The following is an 18,233-nucleotide window of genomic DNA, read 5'->3' as shown; positions in this document are numbered from 1 at the left end:
GGCGGTAGGGGGCGGAAACGGGATGGAGGGTGAAGGGCGGTTGGGTCAGGCGGCCTGGTCGGCGCTCTGGTCGTCCAGCCAGGCTTCCACCTCCGCCCAGCGGTAGCGCAGGTGCCGGCCGACCTTGATCGCCACGGGCCCCTGGCCGCGGTGTCGCCACGCGTACACGGTCCCGAGCGGTACTCCGAGGTAGGCGGCGAGTTCCTCCGCGGTGGCCAGCGGGCGGCGATCGGGGGTGGTGGCACGGAAGGTCGTGGGCAAGAGGTCTCCAGCAGGCAGGGGATAGGGGAGTGAGGGCGCGCCGAGGGGCCCCTGGGAAAGGGGTCGCTCTGCGCGGTGAGGGAAGTCTCCACGCAACCCGACTCGGAACCTAAAACGGCTCCAGGTGGATCGATGGACCTGCCCGGCGAGAAGCGAAGCGTCGCGACCTCGCTGGGCGGCGATAACGAACGTAAGGCCCGCCATATCTCCCCGGCAAGGAACTCGAGAAAATCCATCAAAAGATCTTGATCGCCCTGTCGGAGGTGGCCTTGATCGGGCAACTTGCCAGGTCAGAGTGCATCGCGTTCGCAAGTGGACATCTCGCTCGCCCTTGAGCGGCGGTGAGCGCTCATGGGCGCCAGCGAGCTCGGGACTATCCGGCACTATCGAGCACGAACTGGCACTCAAGCGCCTCTCCGGGAATCTCCCATTTGACAAAACGGGTGCGGTCGATAAACATCCAACACCCGCCCCGAGGGGCGCTTCCGCGAGCGTCCCGAATCCGCGGCTCACCTGGCGCCACAGCCGTCGCGCCACCACTTCCACCCGACCGCCGGCCACAGGCCGTGCCTCCGCATGCCCCCGACCAAAGGAGCCGAATGGCGACCGTCTACGACACCTGGCACAAGACCTATCCCCGCCCGACCGACAAGCCCTGCCGCGAGCACAAGGGCAAGTACCCCACTGCCGACCACGGCAAGGGCAAGCGCTGGCAGGTCCGATACCGAGACCCCCAGGGCGCACAGAAGAAGGAGGACTTCGAGCTCAAGACCAAGGCGGATAGCCGTGTCGCCGAGCTCAAGGCGGCCCTGGACGATGGCACGTACATCGACCCCGCGGCGACCAGGATCACCCTCGGCGCGTACGCCACGAAGTGGTTCAAGAACAACACTGCGGGCCCGACGACGGAGGTTCGCTACGAGGGTGTTGTCCGGAACCACATCGTCGGGCGCCTCGGCCACCACGAGATGCGGGTGTTCAACGACCCCGAGCCGGTTCGCGCCTGGATCAGGGAGCTACTGGAGGTGCCGCTGGCGGCTTCTACGATCGGTGGCATCGGCGACGTGCTCAGCAGCATCTTCGACGCCGCCGTCGACTCGGGCATCCTGAGGCGCAACCCGTGCAAGGCGTCCTCCGTGTCGTGGCCGAAGGTCCCGCCGAAGCCCGTTGTGCCGTGGACCCGCGAGCGGGTGCTGGCGGTCCTGGAGGGACTCCCCGAGAGCTTCCGCGCCGGCGGCGCGGTGGGTGTCGGATGCGGCCTCCGTCAGGGCGAGATCTTCGCGTTGACGGAGGATGACATCGACTTCGAGGGTGGCTGGTTGCACGTGAACCACCAGATCCGCTTCGTCGGCTCGAAGATGGTGTTCGCACTGCCGAAGGGCGACAAGATCCGCTCCGTGCCGCTGTCGCCGGCCACGGCCACGGCTCTTCGGGCCCACCTCGCGGTGTTCAAGCCGATGCCCGCGACGCTGCCGTGGCACAAGCCCGACGGCAAGCCGAAGACCCTCAAGCTGCTCTTCGTGGACGCCAAGGGGAAGCCCCACAACCGGAGTGTCTTCAACCAGGGCCTCTGGAAGCGCGCCCTGGTGCACGCCGGTGTCATCCCGGCCCGCACGAGCGGTTCGCAGTACTTCGAGGCGGCACCCGATGACGGCATGCACGCCCTCCGTCACACGTACGCCTCGGCCCAGCTCGAAGGCGGCACCAGCATCAAGGCCCTCGCGGTCTACCTCGGCCACTCGGACCCCGGCTTCACGCTCCGGACCTATACCCACCTCATGCCGAGCAGCGAGGGGCGCGCCCGCTCGGCCACCGACGACTTCCTCCTCGGTGAGGCCGGGCAGGAGCGCCGACAGGGCACTTCCGGGCCCGTGTGCCCTGGATGTGCCCTGGCGGCCTGACGGCACCTTTCGGGTGCCCGCCCCGTAGCCCGTTGACGAGCGCTCAGAAGCGGGCGGACCCGCAGGTCAGGGCCAGACCAGGCAGTAGAGCTGGTGGCCCGCGTCGTGCAGGCGGTTGGCGAAGTCCTGCCACTCGTGCAGCATCTGGTAGATCACGAAGGCGTCCCGGGGGCCGCGGCGGTCGGGCACGGTGGACCAGATGAACGCGGCGGCGCCGAGCTCCATCTCGTCGGCCGTGCGGAGCGGCTCGACGACGGTCTGCGGGAGCTGGACGACGGCGTAGTCGGGGTGCAGGACGACCAGTTCCAGCGGGGGGACCTGGTGCAGCGGGACGCCCTGGATGCCGGTGAGGACCATGGCGCTCATGGTCTCCGGCTTGATCTTGGTGGAGAGGTGGCCGTTGGGGGAGCCGCTGGTCTCCATCAGGTCGCCGAGCCGTCCGAGCGAGCCGAGCTCGCCCGCGTCCAGGCCGAGCCCGCCGGGGCCGAGCGCGGTGGGAACTCTGGCGGCGGTGGCGCGGTCGGGCGCCCCGAAGTACTTGTAGGTGACCCCCACCCGGCCCTCACCCCGCCTTCCCCTGCCGGCTCCCGTACCCCCGCCCGCGGCCCGAGCGGACCTGCGGGAACCACCCACGGCCTCGTCGGAGCCGTCCTGCGCCTCGGACACTCGGACCATCCTCACCGGAATTCGCCGGACTCGACAGACCCCCACACGCTCGGTGTCCCCCGAACGTGCCCTTTACCCGTCTCGCGCTGCCGTACACAGTCTGACCGCCAGGTCAGCCGGTTCGGTCACCGGGTCCGTTCGCGGGGAAGCCCCGCCGAGGACCCCGATGGCCCCGGGTTGGTCCGGCAGCGACAGCCGGTAGTACGGATAACCGTACCTCTGGTCGGCCCCGCCGAACGGCAACAGCACACGGATCATCGTTCCAGATGATCGGCTCGGATATGCGGAGGTGAAGGACACGATTTGAGAGCATGTCCGGGTAACCCGACCCGAGGACGCAGTCGATGAGCGAGCCGATGAACGAATTGAAAAGCTACCCGTACGAAGCACCCCGGTCCCAGTCGCTGTTCGAACGGGCCACCGTGGTCACGCCGGGTGGCGTGAACTCGCCGGTGCGCGCCTTCAAGGCGGTCGGCGGAACCCCGCGGTTCATGGTGTCCGGCAGCGGGCCGTACCTGACCGACGTGGACGGGCGCGAGTACGTCGACCTGGTGTGTTCCTGGGGTCCGATGATCCTCGGGCACGCGCACCCGGCCGTCGTCGACGCCGTCCGGCAGGCGGTCGGCCGCGGCACCTCGTTCGGCACGCCCGGTGCGGGCGAGGTCGAGCTGGCGGAGGAGATCGTCGCCCGGGTCGCCCCGGTCGAGCAGGTCCGGCTGGTGTCGAGCGGCACCGAGGCGACCATGTCGGCGATCCGGCTGGCCCGCGGGTTCACCGGCCGCGCCAAGATCGTGAAGTTCGCCGGCTGTTACCACGGTCACGTGGACGCGCTGCTCGCCGCCGCCGGTTCCGGTGTGGCGACGTTCGGCCTGCCCGACACGCCCGGCGTCACGGGCGCCCAGGCGGGCGACACGATCGTGCTGCCGTACAACGACCTGGAGGCCGTCCGCGCCGCGTTCGCCGCCAACCCCGGCGAGATCGCCTGCGTGATCACCGAGGCCTCGCCCGGCAACATGGGCGTCGTCCCGCCGCTGCCCGGCTTCAACCGCGGCCTGGCCGAGCTCTGCCGGAGCAACGGCGCGCTGTTCGTCTCGGACGAGGTGATGACCGGCTTCCGCGTCTCCAGGGCGGGCTGGTACGGGCTGGAGGCCGCCCACGAGGGCTGGGCGCCGGACCTCCTCACCTTCGGCAAGGTGATGGGCGGCGGCTTCCCGGCGGCGGCCTTCGGCGGCCGCGCCGACGTGATGGCGTACCTGGCCCCGGCCGGTCCGGTCTACCAGGCGGGCACCCTGTCCGGTAACCCGATCGCCACCGCGGCCGGCCTGGCCCAGCTGCGCGGCTGCACCGACGAGGTGTACGCCACCGTGGACCGGGTCTCCGCCGAGATCTCCGGCCTGGTGTCCGACGCGCTCTCCAAGGAGGGCGTCACGCACCGGCTGCAGACCGCCGGGAACATGTTCTCGGTGTTCTTCACCGACGAGCAGGTCACCAACTACGACGAGGCCAGGCGCCAGCAGGCGTACCGCTTCAACGGCTTCTTCCACGCGATGCTGAGCCAGGGCGTCTACCTGCCGCCGTCGGCCTTCGAGTCGTGGTTCGTCTCGGCGTCCCACGACGCCCGGGCGATCGAGCGGATCGCGGCCGCCCTGCCCGCCGCCGCCCGCGCCGCCGCCGAGGCCCGGCCCGCGTGACCGCCCGCCGCCGGCCCGCCGTCGCCGGCGGCTCCCACCGCCGCCAGTACCGAGGAGACCCAGAGCAGTGAGTGCCAAAGAGACCACCGTCGTCCACCTGATGCGGCACGGCGAGGTGCACAACCCGGAGGGCGTGCTGTACGGCCGCCTGCCCGGCTACCACCTGTCCGAGCTGGGCCGGCAGATGGCCGACCGGGTCGCCGAGCACCTGGCCGACCGGGACATCACCCACGTGGTGGCCTCCCCGCTGGAGCGGGCCCAGGAGACCGCCGCGCCGATCGCGAAGCTGCACGGCCTGGACGTGGCCGTCGACGGCGGGCTGATCGAGGCGGACAACATCTTCCAGGGCAAGACCTTCGGCGTCGGTGACGGTTCGCTGCGCAACCCGGCGTACTGGCGGTACCTGACCAACCCGTTCAAGCCGTCCTGGGGCGAGCCGTACATCGAGCAGGTGGTCCGGATGATGGGCGCCCTGGCCAAGGCCCGGGACGCCGCGCGTGGGCACGAGGCGGTCTGCGTCAGCCACCAGCTGCCGATCTGGATCGTCCGCTCCTTCGCGGAGCGCCGCCGGCTGTGGCACGACCCGCGCAACCGGCAGTGCTCGCTGGCCTCGCTGACCAGCTTCACCTACGAGGACGACCGGATCGTCTCGATCGGCTACCGCGAACCCGCCCGCGATCTGCTGCCGGCCCACCTGGTCGGTAAGGGCGGCGACAAGCCGGTCGGCAAGAGCTTCGGGGCGTAGCTCACACCCGGTGGCCGAAACTCCGGCCGTTTTGACCGGATTAAGCGGGTCATAAGTACAAGAACCGCAGGTCACGGGGGGTCCGACACGCAACCTCGGACCCCCCGAAACCTGCCCGAAGTCCCATGCGAAACTTTTCACATGTCTGGGACGCACCCCCGCCGCCACCGCCTCGCCGCCACCGCCGGCGCGGCCGCCCTGCTCGCCCTGGCCGGCTGCAGCTCCTCCGGGAGCAGCAGCGAGGCCCAGGCCGGGTTCATCGCCGGCAAGGGCGGTATCGACACCGCCGAGGTCAGCGTGCGCAACACCGCCCCGGACATCTCCGGAGCGGGTCTGGACGGCGGCGACCTGAAGCTGTCGGACTACCGCGGCAAGGTCGTGGTGCTCAACATCTGGGGCTCCTGGTGCGGCCCCTGCCGGGCCGAGGCGAAGAACCTCCAGGAGGTCTACCAGGCCCACCAGGCGGACGGCGTGCAGTTCCTGGGCATCAACACCCGGGACACCGACCCGGCCAACGCCGTCCGGTTCGAGCAGGAGAAGGGCATCACCTTCCCGAGCATCTACGACCCGGCCGGCACCGAGATCCTCAAGTTCCCCAAGGGCACCCTCAACCCGTCGGCGATCCCGACCACCATCGTGGTCGACCGCCAGGGCCGGCTGGCCGCCCGCTCGCTGCACCCGCTCTCCACCGAGGACCTCGAAGCGATGCTGAAGCCGGTCCTCGCGGAGCAGCAGTGAGCACCGGGCTGCTCGCCGCCGCCTACACCAACGAGACGGTCTCCAGCGGCGCCCTGCTGCTCGCCACCCCGATCGCCCTGGCGGCCGGGCTGGTCTCCTTCTTCTCCCCGTGCGTCCTGCCGCTGCTGCCCGGCTACCTGAGCTACGTCACCGGCTTCTCCGCCGCCGACCTGTCGGCCGCGCGGGGCGGCCGGCGCGGCCGGATGCTGCTCGGGGTCGGCCTGTTCGTGCTCGGCTTCAGTGCCGTGTTCATCTCGATGGGCGCGCTGTTCGGCCACTTCGGCCAGACCATGAAGGACCACCAGACGGTGATCCGGACGGTGCTCGGCGCGCTGACCGTCCTGATGGGCCTGGCCTTCATGGGCCTGATGCCCGGCTTCGCCATGCGCGAGCTGCGCCTGCACAGCCGCCCGGCCGTCGGCCTGGCCGGCGCGCCGCTGCTGGGCGTGGTCTTCGGGCTGGGCTGGACGCCGTGCCTCGGCCCGACCCTCTCCTCCATCCAGGGGCTGGCCTTCAACGAGGCGAGCGCCGGGCGCGGGGCGTTCCTGACGGCGGTCTACTGCCTCGGGCTGGGCGTACCGTTCATCCTGGCCGCCCTGGCGTTCCGTCGGACGCTGGGGGCGTTCGGCTGGGTCAAGAACCACTACCAGCTGGTCACCCGGATCGGCGGCGGCATGCTCGTCGCGGTCGGCGTCCTGCTGGTGACCGGCGTCTGGGACACCCTGGTGAACCAGCTCCAGTACGCGACCGCCGACTTCTCGATCGGAATCTGACCGTGAGCGACACCCGGACCGGGCCTCCCGCGCCCGCCGACGAGACCGCCGAGCGGGACGCCGAGCGCCTCACCAGCGCCCCGGCCGACCCCGGCACCCCGGACGGCGCGCCGGCCGGCATCGGGGTGATCGGCTGGGCGCGCTGGACGTGGCGCCAGCTGACCTCGATGCGGGTCGCGCTGATCCTGCTGTTCATGCTGTCGCTGGCGGCCGTCCCCGGGTCGCTGATCCCGCAGAACAGCCAGAACGCCTTCAAGGTGCAGACCTGGAAGGCCGCGCACCGGGGCGTCGCCCCGCTGTACGAGAAGCTGCAACTGTTCGACGTCTACAGCTCGGTCTGGTTCTCCGCGATCTACATCCTGCTGTTCCTCTCGCTGGCGGGCTGCATCGTGCCGCGGACCTGGCAGTTCGTCGGCGTGCTGCGTGCTGCGCCGCCGGCCGCGCCGCGCAACCTGACCCGGATGCCGGTGTACGCCGCCTGGCACACCGACGCCGACGCGAAGGCGGTCAACGCCGCGGCGTACCGGCTGCTGAAGCGGCGCCGCTTCCGGGCCCGGCTCGCGGGCGGCTCGGTCGCCTCCGAGAAGGGCTACCTGCGCGAGGTCGGCAACCTGCTGTTCCACTTCTCGCTGTTCGCGCTGCTGGCCGGCTTCGCTTGGGCCAGCCTGGCGAGCGGGCAGGGCGGCAAGCTGCTGGTCGAGGGTCAGGGGTACTCGAACACCACCACCCAGCTGGACGACTTCACCGGCTCGTACTACTACACCGTGGACGACCTGGACGCGTTCGGCTTCAAGCTGGACCGGTTCACCGCCCGCTACCAGACCAGCGGCGACCAGGTCGGCAGTGCGCGGGACTTCACCGCGCACATCCGGTACTGGAAGGGCACCGACAGCACCAAGCTGACCACCGGCACCATCGAGGTCAACCACCCGCTGGAGATCGGCGGCAGCAAGGTCTTCCTGATCGGGCACGGCTACGCGCCCGTGGTGACGGTCCGCAACGCGAAGAACGAGATCGTCTACCGCGGCCCGACGCCGTTCCTGCCGCAGGACGCCAACAACACCTCCACCGGTGTGATCAAGGTCAGCGACTACGGCACCGGGCCGTCCGGCAGCAAGACCATGCTGGGCTTCAACGGCTACTTCCTGCCCACCGCCCCGGACAACTTCGCGAAGACCGGGCCCGTCTCGCTCTTCCCGGACGCCGCCGACCCGATGCTGGTGCTCACCGCCTACCAGGGTGACCTGGGGACGGACTCGGGCCTGCCGCAGAACGTGTACCAGCTGGACACCAAGCACATGACCCAGCTCCAGCAGGACGGGGACGTCGCCCGGGCCCGGCTGAAGCCCGGGCAGGCCTGGGAGCTCCCGGACGGCTACGGCAGCGTCACCTTCGAGGGCTACCAGCAGTGGGCCAGCTTCAACGTCTCGCACCGGCCCGGCAACGCGGTCGCGCTGACCGGCGCGGTGTGCGCGATCCTCGGCCTGGTCGGCTCGCTGTTCGTGCAGCGCCGCCGGATCTGGGTGCGGGCCACCGCGGGTGCGGACGGCCGCACCCTGGTCGAGGTCGCGGGCCTGGGCCGCAGCGAGTCCGCCCGGACGGCGGAGGAACTGGCCGAGCTCGCGGTCGAGCTCCAGGACAGCGCGCCCGCCCTCGACGACGAGGCCGCCGGTGACGGCGGCGACGACAGCACGTCGGACCACCCCCCGGGCGGCCCGGCCGCCGACACGGCACCCCCCGCAGCCCCCGCCGACCCGGACTCCAAGGAGTAGACGGTGCATCTCGCCTCGGTCGACCCCCAGCTGGCCGACCTCTCCAACAAGCTGATCTACTCGGCCATGGCCGTGTACATGCTGGCCATGTTCGCCCACATCTTCGAGTGGACCTTCGGCAGCAGGGGCGCGGTCGCGGTCCGCTCGGCCGAGCAGTCCAGCCTCGCCGAGACGGTCGCCGCCGCCGAGGAGGGCGCCAAGGGCGTCCGCAAGGTGACCGTCAAGGTCGCCACCGCGGGCGGCGGCACCGCCACCCTCACCCGCACCGCGCTGGCCGACGCCGGCGCGACGGTGGTCACCAGCGGCCGCGGCGACGACGAGGCGCCGGACGGACCCGGTGCGGCGGGCAACAGCGAGAAGGGCGACCTGGCGGGCCGGATCGCGGTCTCGCTGACCGTCCTCGGCGCGCTGATGCACGCGGGCGGGGTGCTCACCCGCGGGCTCTCGGTGATGCGCTGGCCGTGGGGCAACATGTACGAGTTCTCCTGCGCCTTCGCGCTCGCGATGGTGACGGCCTATCTCGTCCTGCTGGGTGCGCGCAAGAACGTCCGCTGGCTCGGCCTGCCGGTGACGTTCGCCGGGCTGCTGACCCTCGGTGTCGCGGTCACCGTGCTCTACACCGACTCCGAGCAGCTCGTCCCGGCCCTGCACTCGTACTGGCTCGCGATCCACGTCTCCACCGCGATCCTGTGCGGCGGCGCCTTCTACGCGGCGTTCGTGCCGACCCTGCTGTACCTGGGCAAGGACGCCTTCGAGCGCCGGGCCGCCGCCGGGCTGCCGGGCGGCCCGCTCGGGATCCCGGCCTCGGTCTGGCAGCGGCTGCCCGCCGCCGCCACGCTGGACAAGCTGTCCTACCGGATCAACGCGATCGTCTTCCCGCTCTGGACCTTCACCATCATCGCGGGCGCGATCTGGGCCGAGGCCGCCTGGGGCAAGTACTGGGAGTGGGACCCGAAGGAGACCTGGTCCTTCATCACCTGGGTCGCCTACGCCGCCTACCTGCACGCCCGCGCCACCGCCGGCTGGCGCGGCCGCAAGGCCGCCTACCTGGCCCTGCTGGCCTTCGCCTGCTGGCTGTTCAACTACTACGGCGTCAACATCTTCGTCACCGGCAAGCACTCCTACGCCGGCGTCTGACCGAGCACCCGGGGACCGTCATGACCGATCAGCAGCAGCCGCCCGCGGCCTGCCCGCAGTGCGGGACGGCCGGGGGACAGCTCACCGCCCGGCAGGCGTACGAGGACCGGGACGGCACCCTCGGCGGCCCGCCGCCGGGGGAGGTGGCCCCACCGCCACCGCCCGTCGCGGAGCGCGCTACGGCCGGCACCGCGCTGCTGGTGATCGGCGGTCTGTTCGCGGTCAAGGGCGGCTACGACCTCCTCGGGCCGGACCAGGGCCTGGAGCGGTTCGACGCGGCGTACCGGGCGGGGGCCCGGGCGGGTTCGCTGGTGGTGGCCGCGGTGCTGATCGCCCTCGGGCTGTTCCGGCGGTGGCGGGCGGCCGGCCGGGCCGCGGTCGGACCGGGGGAGCGGGCCCGCTGGGAGCGCCGGACGGCGGTCTGGGAGCGGGCCAGGCTCTGCCGCACCTGCCGGACGGCGTTCTGGCCCGCCGGAGCCCTGGGGGAGGGCTTCGCGGCCTCGCCGCCGGTACCGCTGGAGAGGTTCCCGCTGACGGTGGCGGGCCTGGCCGACCAGTCGTTCGACGCGCCGTCGGCACCGCTGACGTCGTCCGCGAACCATCGCTGAGGAACCGTCACCCCAGTCGTTATCAGGACGTGCTCCGCCGCCCCGTTTGCCGCCCGTCCCCGGGTGGCAGACCGAGGCGGGGCGAGCACCGGATCGTTCGAGCAGCCGCGAGGAGGGCCGCGCCATGGAGAGCGACGAGGTCATGCTGACCGTACGGATCACCGCGGGGGAGAGAGCTCTGCTGCGCAGACTCGCCCAGGGGCACCGCAGCGACGTCTCGGAGGTGGTGGCCGACGGCCTGCTCGACGTCCTGCCGAGCCTGCACTGCGCGGTCGACGCGCACCGGCTGCTGGCCGCGCTGACCTCCCCGGCGCCGTGCGCGCAGACGGTCTGGCTGCCGGCCGCGCTGGCCGACCTGCTCGTCCCGGCCGCGGCCCGGCTCGCCCAGGTGACCGGCGTCCCGCTGGGCTCCCCGCCGCCGGCCTGGCGCCTCGGCGGAGCCCCCAGCGCGATGCTGGGCGCCGCCGTCCGGCTCTGGCTGACCCAGGACCCGCAGCGGCTCGCGGACAACCTCAGCGTGATGCACGAGGGCCGCCCGACCGCCCTGGTGGCGGCCTGAGCGGCCCGTGCGGCCCGTGCGGGCGCCGGTGGCGGGCCGTCAGGCGGCCTGCTGCCAGCTGACGGGGGAGTAGTACGCCGGGCGGCGCTCCAGGCGCTGCCAGTTGGCGATGGGCTCGACGGCGCGGGCCGCCGCGGACTGCTGGGCGACGGCCGCGCGGGCCATCAGCACGGCGGTCAGCGCGGCCAGTTCCTCGTCCGTCAGTGAGCCGCGGACGATGCGGACGAGAGGTTCGGCGGAGTTGCTCATGGTCCTGTTTCTTCCCCGGTTCGAAGTCTGACGGACGGTGACGGCGGTCGATCCGTCACATCGGCGGGTTGCCGTGCTTGCGGCTGGGCAGGTCCGCGTGCTTGGTGCGGAGCATCGCGAGCGAGGAGGCGAGCACCGCGCGGGTCTCGGCCGGGTCGATGACGTCGTCCACGAGGCCGCGCTCGGCCGCGTAGTACGGGTGCATCAGCTCGGTCTTGTACTCCTTGATCTTCTGGGTGCGCATCGCGTCGGGGTCCTCGGCGCCGTTGATGTCCCGGCGGAAGATGACGTTGGCCGCGCCCTCGGCGCCCATCACGGCGATCTCGTTGGTCGGCCAGGCGAACGACAGGTCCGCGCCGATCGACCGGGAGTCCATCACGATGTACGCGCCGCCGTAGGCCTTGCGCAGGATCAGCTGGATCCGCGGGACGGTTGCGTTGCAGTACGCGTACAGCAGCTTGGCGCCGTGCCGGATGATGCCGTCGTGCTCCTGGTCGACGCCGGGCAGGAAGCCCGGCACGTCCAGCATGGTGATCAGCGGGATGTTGAACGCGTCGCACATCTGCACGAAGCGCGCGGACTTCTCGCTCGCGTGGATGTCCAGCACGCCGGCCAGCGACTGCGGCTGGTTGGCGATGATGCCCACCACGTGCCCGTCGATCCGGGCCAGCGCGCACAGCACGTTGGTCGCCCAGCGCTCGTGGACCTCCAGGTACTCGCCGTGGTCGACGATCTCCTCGATCACCTTGCGCATGTCGTACGGACGGTTGCCGTCCGCCGGCACCAGGTCGAGCAGCGAGTCGTTGCGCCGCTCCACCGGGTCGTCGTTCGGCTGGGCCGGCGGCATCTCGCGGTTGTTCTGCGGCAGCAGCGACAGCAGGAAGCGGACCTCCTCGATGCACGACTGCTCGTCGTCGTAGACGAAGTGCGAGACGCCCGAGACGGTGGAGTGCACGTCCGCGCCGCCCAGACCGTTCTGGGAGATCTTCTCGCCGGTCACCGCCTGCACCACGTCCGGGCCGGTGATGAACATCTGCGAGGTCTCGCGGACCATGAAGACGAAGTCCGTCAGCGCCGGCGAGTACGCGGCGCCACCGGCGCACGGGCCGAGCATCACCGAGATCTGCGGGATCACCCCGGAGGCTCGGGTGTTGCGCTGGAAGATGCCGCCGTACCCGGCGAGTGCGGTGACGCCCTCCTGGATGCGGGCGCCGGCGCCGTCGTTCAGCGACACCAGCGGCGCGCCGGCCGCGATGGCCATGTCCATGATCTTGTGGATCTTCTGCGCGTGGGCCTCGCCCAGTGCGCCGCCGAAGATCCGGAAGTCGTGGGCGTAGGTGAACACCGGCCGTCCGTGCACCGTGCCCCAGCCGACGATCACGCCGTCGGTGTGCGGCTTCTTGGCCTCCAGGCCGAAGCCCTGGGCCCGGTGCCGGCGGAACGGCTCCACCTCGCGGAACGAGCCCTCGTCCAGCAGCAGGGCGATCCGCTCACGTGCCGTCAGCTTGCCCTTGGCGTGCTGTGCCTCGGTGGCCTTCTCGCTGGGGCCCCGGCGGACCTGCTCCCGGAGCTCGTGCAGCTCGGCCACCCGCCCGCGCGCGTCGGCCGGGATCCCGGGGACCTCGTCGCCGATCGGCGCCTCGTGCAGAACCGTCATCTCGAAACCACTCCAAGTCGCGGGAACTGTCCGACAGCCGGACCTGCTGTGGGCGGCTGCTGCTGCGAACACTTCTTCACTTACGACAGTACGAGGCGGAGCGGTCGCGTTTCGGCGTCGATTCCGTACAAGGTCGAGAGCCATTAGATGTACAGCCTGAACAGAACGGGGATCCGCGGCCCGGCTGCGGGCCGATGCCGCGCGCCGGGGGCCGGGGCCGCCGCGGAGGGCCGCTGTGGGGGGTGAACGCGCTGGTCAGCGGCGTGAGAGGGGTGGCCGGCAGGGCCCCGGCCCCCGACCGTGAACGGGAGGGCCGGGGTGACGGTACCGCCTGCCCGTGGGACGGCAAGCGGAGGATGTCTCGTAGGGAAGCGCCAAAATTAGCCGGTTCAGGCCTTCGGACCCTGGTCGGGTTCGTCCTTGCCGCGCAGGTCCTCCTCGCGTCGGCGCAGGTCGGCCTCCCACTGCTTGAGCATGTCCTCGTGCCGCTGGTTGTCCTTCTTCAGCGAGGCCAGGAACTCCGGGTCGTCGTCCGGGGCGAGCTGCCGGCCGGCCGGCCGCTCGTACTCGGGGAAGCCCGCGGTCGACCCGGAGGGCCACGGAACGGCCCGGGAGCGGGCTCCCCGGCGCTCCTTGCCCACCGCCAGCCAGGCGATCGAACCGACCAGCGGGAAGAGCAGCACGATGATCACCCACACCACCTTCGGGAGGTAGCGGACCTCGTCCTCCGGACTGGTCAGGCAGTCGATGAAGGCCCACACCCAGAAGGCGAGTGCGAGCAGGAAGGGCAGGTTCCTCAGCACGGCGGTGATCTCCCCCGGAAGACTCGGCAGACGGGTCCGGACGCGTGAACGGGACCCTCTTGGCGGGGCCAGGTTAGTCCGTACCGGATACTGGCACGCATGGCATACGACGATCTCCGTTCGTTTCTGAGGGCCCTGGAGCGAGAGGGCGACCTCAAGCGGATCAAGGTCGAGGTGGACCCGTACCTGGAGGTCGGGGAGATCGTCGACCGGGTGCAGAAGTCCAAGGGCCCGGCCCTGCTGTTCGAGAACGTCAAGGGCGCCACGATGCCGCTGGCGATGAACGTCTTCGGCACCGAGCGGCGGCTGGCGAAGGCGCTCGGCCTGAAGTCCCCGGACGACATCTCCCACAAGATCGCCGGCCTGCTCAAGCCCGAGCTGCCGAACGGCTTCACCGGCGTCCGCGAGGCCTTCGGCAAGCTGGCCTCGATGACGCACGTGCCGCCGAAGAAGGTGAAGTCCGGCGAGGCCCCCGTCCACGAGGTCGTGCTCACCGGCGAGGACGTGAACCTGGACGACCTGCCGGCGCTGTTCACCTGGCCGCTGGACGGCGGGTCCTTCTTCAACCTGGGCCTGACCCACACCAAGGACCCGGACACCGGGGTGCGCAACCTCGGCCTCTACCGCCTCCAGCGGCACGACCGGCGCACCATCGGCATGCACTGGCAGATCCACAAGGACAGCCGCAACCACGCCGCGGTCGCCGCCAAGCGCGGCGAGCGGCTGCCGGTCGCGATCGCCTTCGGCTGCCCGCCCGCCGTCACCTACGCGGCCACCGCGCCGCTGCCCGGCGACATCGACGAGTACCTGTTCGCCGGCTTCGTGGCCGGTGAGCGGACCAGGATGGTCGACTGCAAGACCGTTCCGCTGCAGGTGCCCGCCGACGCCGAGGTGGTCCTGGAGGGCTGGCTGGAGCCCGACAAGCTGCTGCCGGAGGGCCCGTTCGGCGACCACACCGGCTTCTACACCCCGCAGGAGCCGTTCCCGGCGCTCACCATCGACTGCGTGACCATGCGGCGGCGCCCGCTGCTCCAGTCGATCGTGGTGGGCCGCCCGCCGACCGAGGACGGGCCGCTGGGCAAGTTCACCGAGCGGTTCTTCCTGCCGCTGCTGAAGGTGATCATCCCGGACATCGTCGACTACGACCTGCCCGAGGCCGGCGGCTTCCACAACTGCGTGATCGTCTCGATCGACAAGAAGTACCCCAAGCACGCGCAGAAGGTCATGCACGCGATCTGGGGCGCCCACATGATGTCGCTGACCAAGCTGATCGTCGTGGTGGACTCCGACTGCGACGTGCACGACTACCAGGAGGTCGCCTGGCGGGCGCTCGGCAACGTCGACTACAGCCGCGACCTCTCCGTCGTCGAGGGCCCGGTCGACCACCTCGACCACGCGTCGTACCAGCAGTTCTGGGGCGGCAAGGCGGGCATCGACGCCACCCGCAAGCTGCCCGAGGAGGGCTACACCCGGGACGGCGGCTGGCCCGAGATGGTCACCTCCGACCCGGAGACCGCCGAACGGGTGACCCGTCGCTGGAAGGAGTACGGGCTGTGACCACCGCCGCCTTCGAGGCCTCCCCGAACAAGGCCAAGGCCTTCCTGCGCCTGGTGATGATCGAGCACTCGGTCTTCGCCCTGCCGTTCGCCTACATCGCCGCGCTGACGGCGATGTTCGTGAAGTACGGCGAGGTCCGCTGGGGCGTCCTGCTGCTGGTCACCGTCTGCATGGTCGGCCTGCGGACCTTCGCGATGGCCGCCAACCGGATCATCGACCGGGAGATCGACTCCCGGAACCCGCGCACGGCCGGCCGCGAACTGGTCACCGGCGCGGTCTCGATGCGCACCGCCTACATCGGCTCGGCGATCGCCCTGGTGGTCTTCCTCGGCGCCGCGGCCCTGCTCAACCCGCTCTGCCTGGTGCTGGCGCCGCTCGCCGTGGTGCCGATGGTGGTCTACCCGTACGGCAAGCGGTTCACCGACTTCCCGCACGCGATCCTCGGCCTCGCCCAGGCGATGGGGCCGATCGGCGCCTGGCTGGCCGTCACCGGCTCCTGGTCCTGGGACGCCGTGGTGCTCGGCCTCGCGGTCGGGGTCTGGATCGGCGGCTTCGACCTGATCTTCGGCTGCCAGGACGTGGCCGCGGACCGCGCCGAGGGCGTCCGCTCGGTGCCCGCCCGCTTCGGCATCCCGGCGGCGCTGTACGGCGCCCGCGCCTGCCACGCCGTCACCACCGCCCTGCTGGTCTGGTACGGCCTGCTCACCGGGGTCGGCCCGGCGTTCTGGGTCGGGCTGGCCGTCGTCGTCGGCGCCTTCGGCTACGAGCACGCCATCGTCAAGCCCGGTGACCTGTCCCGCCTCAACCGGGCCTTCTTCACCACCAACGGCTTCGTCGGCATCTCGCTGTTCGTCTTCGCCCTGGTCGACCTGGTCATCCGGGGCCTGGGCCTGTGACCGACCCGGGCCGACCGGCCTGACGCCACCTGACGGCCCGCCGGCCCCCGCTCCCACCTGTTCGTGAGCGTCCACCCGGGACGGACCGCCACCCGCGACGAACCGTCACCCGGGGCGGCGGACACACGCGGGTGGTGGTCCGGCGGTGACGGGCCGCCGCGGGGGATCATGGGGCCGGGCGCCGGCGTCCCGGTGCACCCCCCGGTCGCAGAGAGGTGGACCCGATGATCGGCAAGCTGCAGTGCGTGGTGCTGGACTGCCACTACCCGGCGGGGCTGGCGCACTTCTACGCCGAGCTGCTGGGCGGTGAGGCGGACCGGCCCGATCCGCGCTGGTCGCTGGACGAGGAGTGGTCGACCGTCCACGTGCCCGGCGGGATGGTGCTGGCCTTCCAGCGGGTGGAGGACTTCCGGCCGCCGATGTGGCCGGACCCGGCGCACCCGCAGCAGCTGCACCTGGACGTCGAGGTCGAGGACCTGGACGAGGGCGAGGCGAAGGTGCTCGCGCTCGGCGGGGTGCTGAAGCTCAGCGAGCCGTCCTGGCGGGTCTACACGGACCCGGCGGGGCATCCGTTCTGCCTGGTCCGGCACGCGGCCTGAGGCCGGGGCGCGCGCTCGGGGCGGCGTCGGGACTCAGGCCAGCGCGAGGACGTCGCCGACCCGGATCCGGCCGGCCCACGCGACGGTGGCCAGCGCGTCCAGCCGGCCGTCGTGCTCCTGGGTGATCGTCCTGAGGATCTCCGGGGCGTGCGGCAGGCCGGGCTGGGCCGTCCCGGTCATGGCGCACCGCTCGCTGGAGCGGACGAAGTCCAGCCGGACGCCGCCGCGCACCCGGCCCTGGCGGCCGAACCAGCCGTCCTCGGCGAAGGCGGGGGTACCGGGCGGGGTGCGCAGCAGGATGTTGGGGCGAAAGCGCCGCTCGTCCACGGCGGCGGAGGGTACGGCCCCGCGGACCCAGTCCAGGGTGGCGGTGGTGAGGACGCTGACCGGCAGCTGGTCGAAGTGCGAGACGGCGTCCTCGCGGGCCAGCTCGACGTCCTCGCGTTCCAGGTAGGCGCGCAGGAAGGCGTTGGGGCCGGCGACCGGGCTGCCGAGCGGGTCGAGCAGTTCGGGGGCGTCGATCCGGTTGCCGAGCCGGGAGCCGAGCCGCAGCAGGCCGTCCATCCGGCGGAACCTGCGGGTGTTCTTGCCCGAGCCGAGCTTCCCGGACCCGTCCCGTACGGCGTAGAGGCGGTCCCCGGCGAGGCCGCGCTCGTCGACCTCGACGGCGTCGAGCGGCTCGCCGCCGGTGGACTTCACCGGGTACCGCCAGAGCCGCTCCACGACTCCGATGATCTCTGCCATGGCGGGAGCCTAGCGGCGCCACCCCGGGATGGTCTAGACCTATGGGTCCAGTGGTGCCGGGCCCAGCCGGGCCACCGCGCGCACCGGCGCACCGTCCGCCGCCACCAGCCGCAGCGGGAAGAGCGAGACCTCCACCGCCCGCCCGGCCGCCTGCGCCGCCAGCAGCGGCGTCAGGTCGGTCAGGTTCTCCGCGATCACCGCGCCGCCGTCCGACCCCAGCAGGATCCGGTGGGCCTCCAGGGTCGTCCCCGCCGGCGCCGGGTCGTGCTCGTCCGCCAGCTGGGCCAGCAGCGAGGCCACCGCCGGGTCGGCCGGACCGGGGTCGGGCGTCGGGTCCACCGACAGCGCGTCCACCCCCACCGTGCGGACCCCGGCGGCGGCGATCGCCCCGGCGGCCTCCGCGCTCAGGTACGGGTGCTCCAGGTACCGGTCGGTGCCCCAGTGCCGGGGCCAGCCGGTCGCCAGCAGCAGCACCGTGCCCGGGCCGGCCGCGGCCAGCGCCGGGCCCAGCTGACCGGCCGTCACCGCCGTCCGGGGCGCCAGCCCCCGCAGGTCGGCGACCACCGCCGGGCCGGTGAACAGCTCCAGCGGCAGCCCGTCCAGGGTCGGCCAGGTCACGTCCACGTGGTACGGCGCGTCCACGTGCGTGCCCGACTGCGAACCGAGGTGCAGGCCCAGCACGTTGACCCCGGCGGTCGCCGAGGTGAGCGCGGGCCGCAGCACCACCTCGGGGTCGCCCGGATAGACGGGCATCCCGGTGGTCACCGGATGCGTGAGATCGATCAGCGTCGACGCCATGCCTCCCATCCTCCCCCGCCGCAGCCGTCCCAGGAACACCCGCCCGCCCCCGGGGCCGCGCGTGGTGCCAGGGCCTAGG

At 71.7% G+C, this 18,233-nt stretch carries 19 protein-coding genes; 12 read left to right on the top strand and 7 right to left on the bottom strand.

The annotated features are described in order from the left end of the window. Positions 1 to 45: 45 nt before the first annotated feature. Complete coding sequence (locus tag ACIOFR_RS07560; protein ID WP_400993179.1) at positions 46 to 261, bottom strand: helix-turn-helix transcriptional regulator; 216 nt, start codon at positions 259 to 261, stop codon at positions 46 to 48. 599 nt (positions 262 to 860) lie between these two features. Here ACIOFR_RS07560 and ACIOFR_RS07555 point away from each other — a divergent pair. After that, on the top strand, positions 861 to 2,162 hold the full coding sequence (locus ACIOFR_RS07555) for a tyrosine-type recombinase/integrase (RefSeq protein WP_400993177.1): 1,302 nt from the start codon (positions 861 to 863) through the stop codon (positions 2,160 to 2,162). A 66-nt stretch (positions 2,163 to 2,228) separates the two neighbouring features. Here the strand turns inward: ACIOFR_RS07555 and ACIOFR_RS07550 are convergent, their stop codons facing one another. Further along, positions 2,229 to 2,717, bottom strand: coding sequence for a hypothetical protein (locus ACIOFR_RS07550; protein ID WP_400993176.1), 489 nt, complete (start codon positions 2,715 to 2,717; stop codon positions 2,229 to 2,231). A gap of 467 nt (positions 2,718 to 3,184) precedes the next feature. On the opposite strand from ACIOFR_RS07550, the gene hemL reads away from it, so the two are divergent. The 8 genes from hemL (at position 3,185) to ACIOFR_RS07510 (ending at position 10,851) form a co-directional block, all read left to right on the top strand. Continuing rightward, positions 3,185 to 4,519, top strand: a complete 1,335-nt coding sequence (gene hemL, locus ACIOFR_RS07545; protein ID WP_400993175.1) for a glutamate-1-semialdehyde 2,1-aminomutase — start codon at positions 3,185 to 3,187, stop codon at positions 4,517 to 4,519. A gap of 100 nt (positions 4,520 to 4,619) precedes the next feature. After that, entirely contained in the window at positions 4,620 to 5,264 is a 645-nt protein-coding gene (locus ACIOFR_RS07540) for a histidine phosphatase family protein (protein ID WP_400993281.1), read from the top strand. A 141-nt stretch (positions 5,265 to 5,405) separates the two neighbouring features. Beyond that, positions 5,406 to 6,002 (top strand): TlpA family protein disulfide reductase, encoded by a 597-nt coding sequence (locus ACIOFR_RS07535; RefSeq protein WP_400993174.1) that lies wholly within the window; start codon positions 5,406 to 5,408, stop codon positions 6,000 to 6,002. Continuing rightward, the gene (locus ACIOFR_RS07530) at positions 5,999 to 6,775 is read left to right on the top strand and encodes a cytochrome c biogenesis CcdA family protein (RefSeq protein ID WP_400993173.1); all 777 of its coding nucleotides are present in this window, start codon (positions 5,999 to 6,001) and stop codon (positions 6,773 to 6,775) included. The genes ACIOFR_RS07535 and ACIOFR_RS07530 overlap by 4 nt, the downstream gene beginning before the upstream one ends. 2 nt (positions 6,776 to 6,777) lie before the next feature. Further along, positions 6,778 to 8,547, top strand: a complete 1,770-nt coding sequence (locus tag ACIOFR_RS07525; RefSeq protein WP_400993172.1) for a cytochrome c biogenesis protein ResB — start codon at positions 6,778 to 6,780, stop codon at positions 8,545 to 8,547. 66 nt (positions 8,548 to 8,613) lie between these two features. Further along, entirely contained in the window at positions 8,614 to 9,684 is a 1,071-nt protein-coding gene (ccsB, locus tag ACIOFR_RS07520) for a c-type cytochrome biogenesis protein CcsB (protein WP_400993278.1), read from the top strand. Between the two features lie 20 nt (positions 9,685 to 9,704). Beyond that, complete coding sequence (locus ACIOFR_RS07515; RefSeq protein ID WP_400993170.1) at positions 9,705 to 10,292, top strand: hypothetical protein; 588 nt, start codon at positions 9,705 to 9,707, stop codon at positions 10,290 to 10,292. Positions 10,293 to 10,416: 124 nt separating this feature from the next. Continuing rightward, positions 10,417 to 10,851, top strand: a complete 435-nt coding sequence (locus ACIOFR_RS07510; protein WP_400993169.1) for a hypothetical protein — start codon at positions 10,417 to 10,419, stop codon at positions 10,849 to 10,851. Positions 10,852 to 10,890: 39 nt separating this feature from the next. Here ACIOFR_RS07510 and ACIOFR_RS07505 read toward each other — a convergent pair whose 3' ends face one another. From ACIOFR_RS07505 to ACIOFR_RS07495, 3 genes are all read right to left on the bottom strand, one after another. Then, the gene (locus ACIOFR_RS07505) at positions 10,891 to 11,100 is read right to left on the bottom strand and encodes an acyl-CoA carboxylase subunit epsilon (RefSeq protein WP_400993168.1); all 210 of its coding nucleotides are present in this window, start codon (positions 11,098 to 11,100) and stop codon (positions 10,891 to 10,893) included. A gap of 55 nt (positions 11,101 to 11,155) precedes the next feature. Further along, positions 11,156 to 12,757: an acyl-CoA carboxylase subunit beta gene (locus ACIOFR_RS07500; protein WP_400993167.1), complete on the bottom strand. Its 1,602-nt coding sequence runs from the start codon at positions 12,755 to 12,757 to the stop codon at positions 11,156 to 11,158. 389 nt (positions 12,758 to 13,146) lie between these two features. Beyond that, positions 13,147 to 13,560: a PLD nuclease N-terminal domain-containing protein gene (locus ACIOFR_RS07495; protein WP_400993166.1), complete on the bottom strand. Its 414-nt coding sequence runs from the start codon at positions 13,558 to 13,560 to the stop codon at positions 13,147 to 13,149. A gap of 99 nt (positions 13,561 to 13,659) precedes the next feature. On the opposite strand from ACIOFR_RS07495, the gene ACIOFR_RS07490 reads away from it, so the two are divergent. The 3 genes from ACIOFR_RS07490 to ACIOFR_RS07480 all read left to right on the top strand — a co-directional run bounded on the left by ACIOFR_RS07490 (position 13,660) and on the right by ACIOFR_RS07480 (position 16,612). After that, positions 13,660 to 15,117 carry a menaquinone biosynthesis decarboxylase gene (locus ACIOFR_RS07490; RefSeq protein WP_400993164.1) on the top strand — a complete coding sequence of 486 codons (1,458 nt, stop codon included), beginning with the start codon at positions 13,660 to 13,662 and terminating at the stop codon, positions 15,115 to 15,117. Between the two features lie 56 nt (positions 15,118 to 15,173). After that, positions 15,174 to 16,013: a menaquinone biosynthesis prenyltransferase MqnP gene (gene mqnP / locus ACIOFR_RS07485; RefSeq protein WP_400993275.1), complete on the top strand. Its 840-nt coding sequence runs from the start codon at positions 15,174 to 15,176 to the stop codon at positions 16,011 to 16,013. A 224-nt stretch (positions 16,014 to 16,237) separates the two neighbouring features. Beyond that, a complete protein-coding gene (locus tag ACIOFR_RS07480; RefSeq protein ID WP_400993163.1) occupies positions 16,238 to 16,612 on the top strand; it encodes a VOC family protein in 375 nt (124 codons plus the stop codon). A 33-nt stretch (positions 16,613 to 16,645) separates the two neighbouring features. Here the strand turns inward: ACIOFR_RS07480 and ACIOFR_RS07475 are convergent, their stop codons facing one another. Both ACIOFR_RS07475 and ACIOFR_RS07470 read right to left on the bottom strand, forming a co-directional pair. Next, on the bottom strand, positions 16,646 to 17,356 hold the full coding sequence (locus tag ACIOFR_RS07475) for an MOSC domain-containing protein (RefSeq protein ID WP_400993162.1): 711 nt from the start codon (positions 17,354 to 17,356) through the stop codon (positions 16,646 to 16,648). Positions 17,357 to 17,395: 39 nt separating this feature from the next. Further along, a complete protein-coding gene (locus tag ACIOFR_RS07470; protein WP_400993161.1) occupies positions 17,396 to 18,154 on the bottom strand; it encodes a cyclase family protein in 759 nt (252 codons plus the stop codon). Positions 18,155 to 18,233: the final 79 nt, after the last annotated feature.

It is taken from the genome of Kitasatospora sp. NPDC088346, from assembly GCF_044740765.1.
Classification (GTDB): Bacteria; Actinomycetota; Actinomycetes; order Streptomycetales; family Streptomycetaceae; genus Kitasatospora.
The sequence above is the reverse complement of the archived record's forward strand: the minus strand, read 5'-3'. Positions and strand labels throughout refer to the sequence as shown.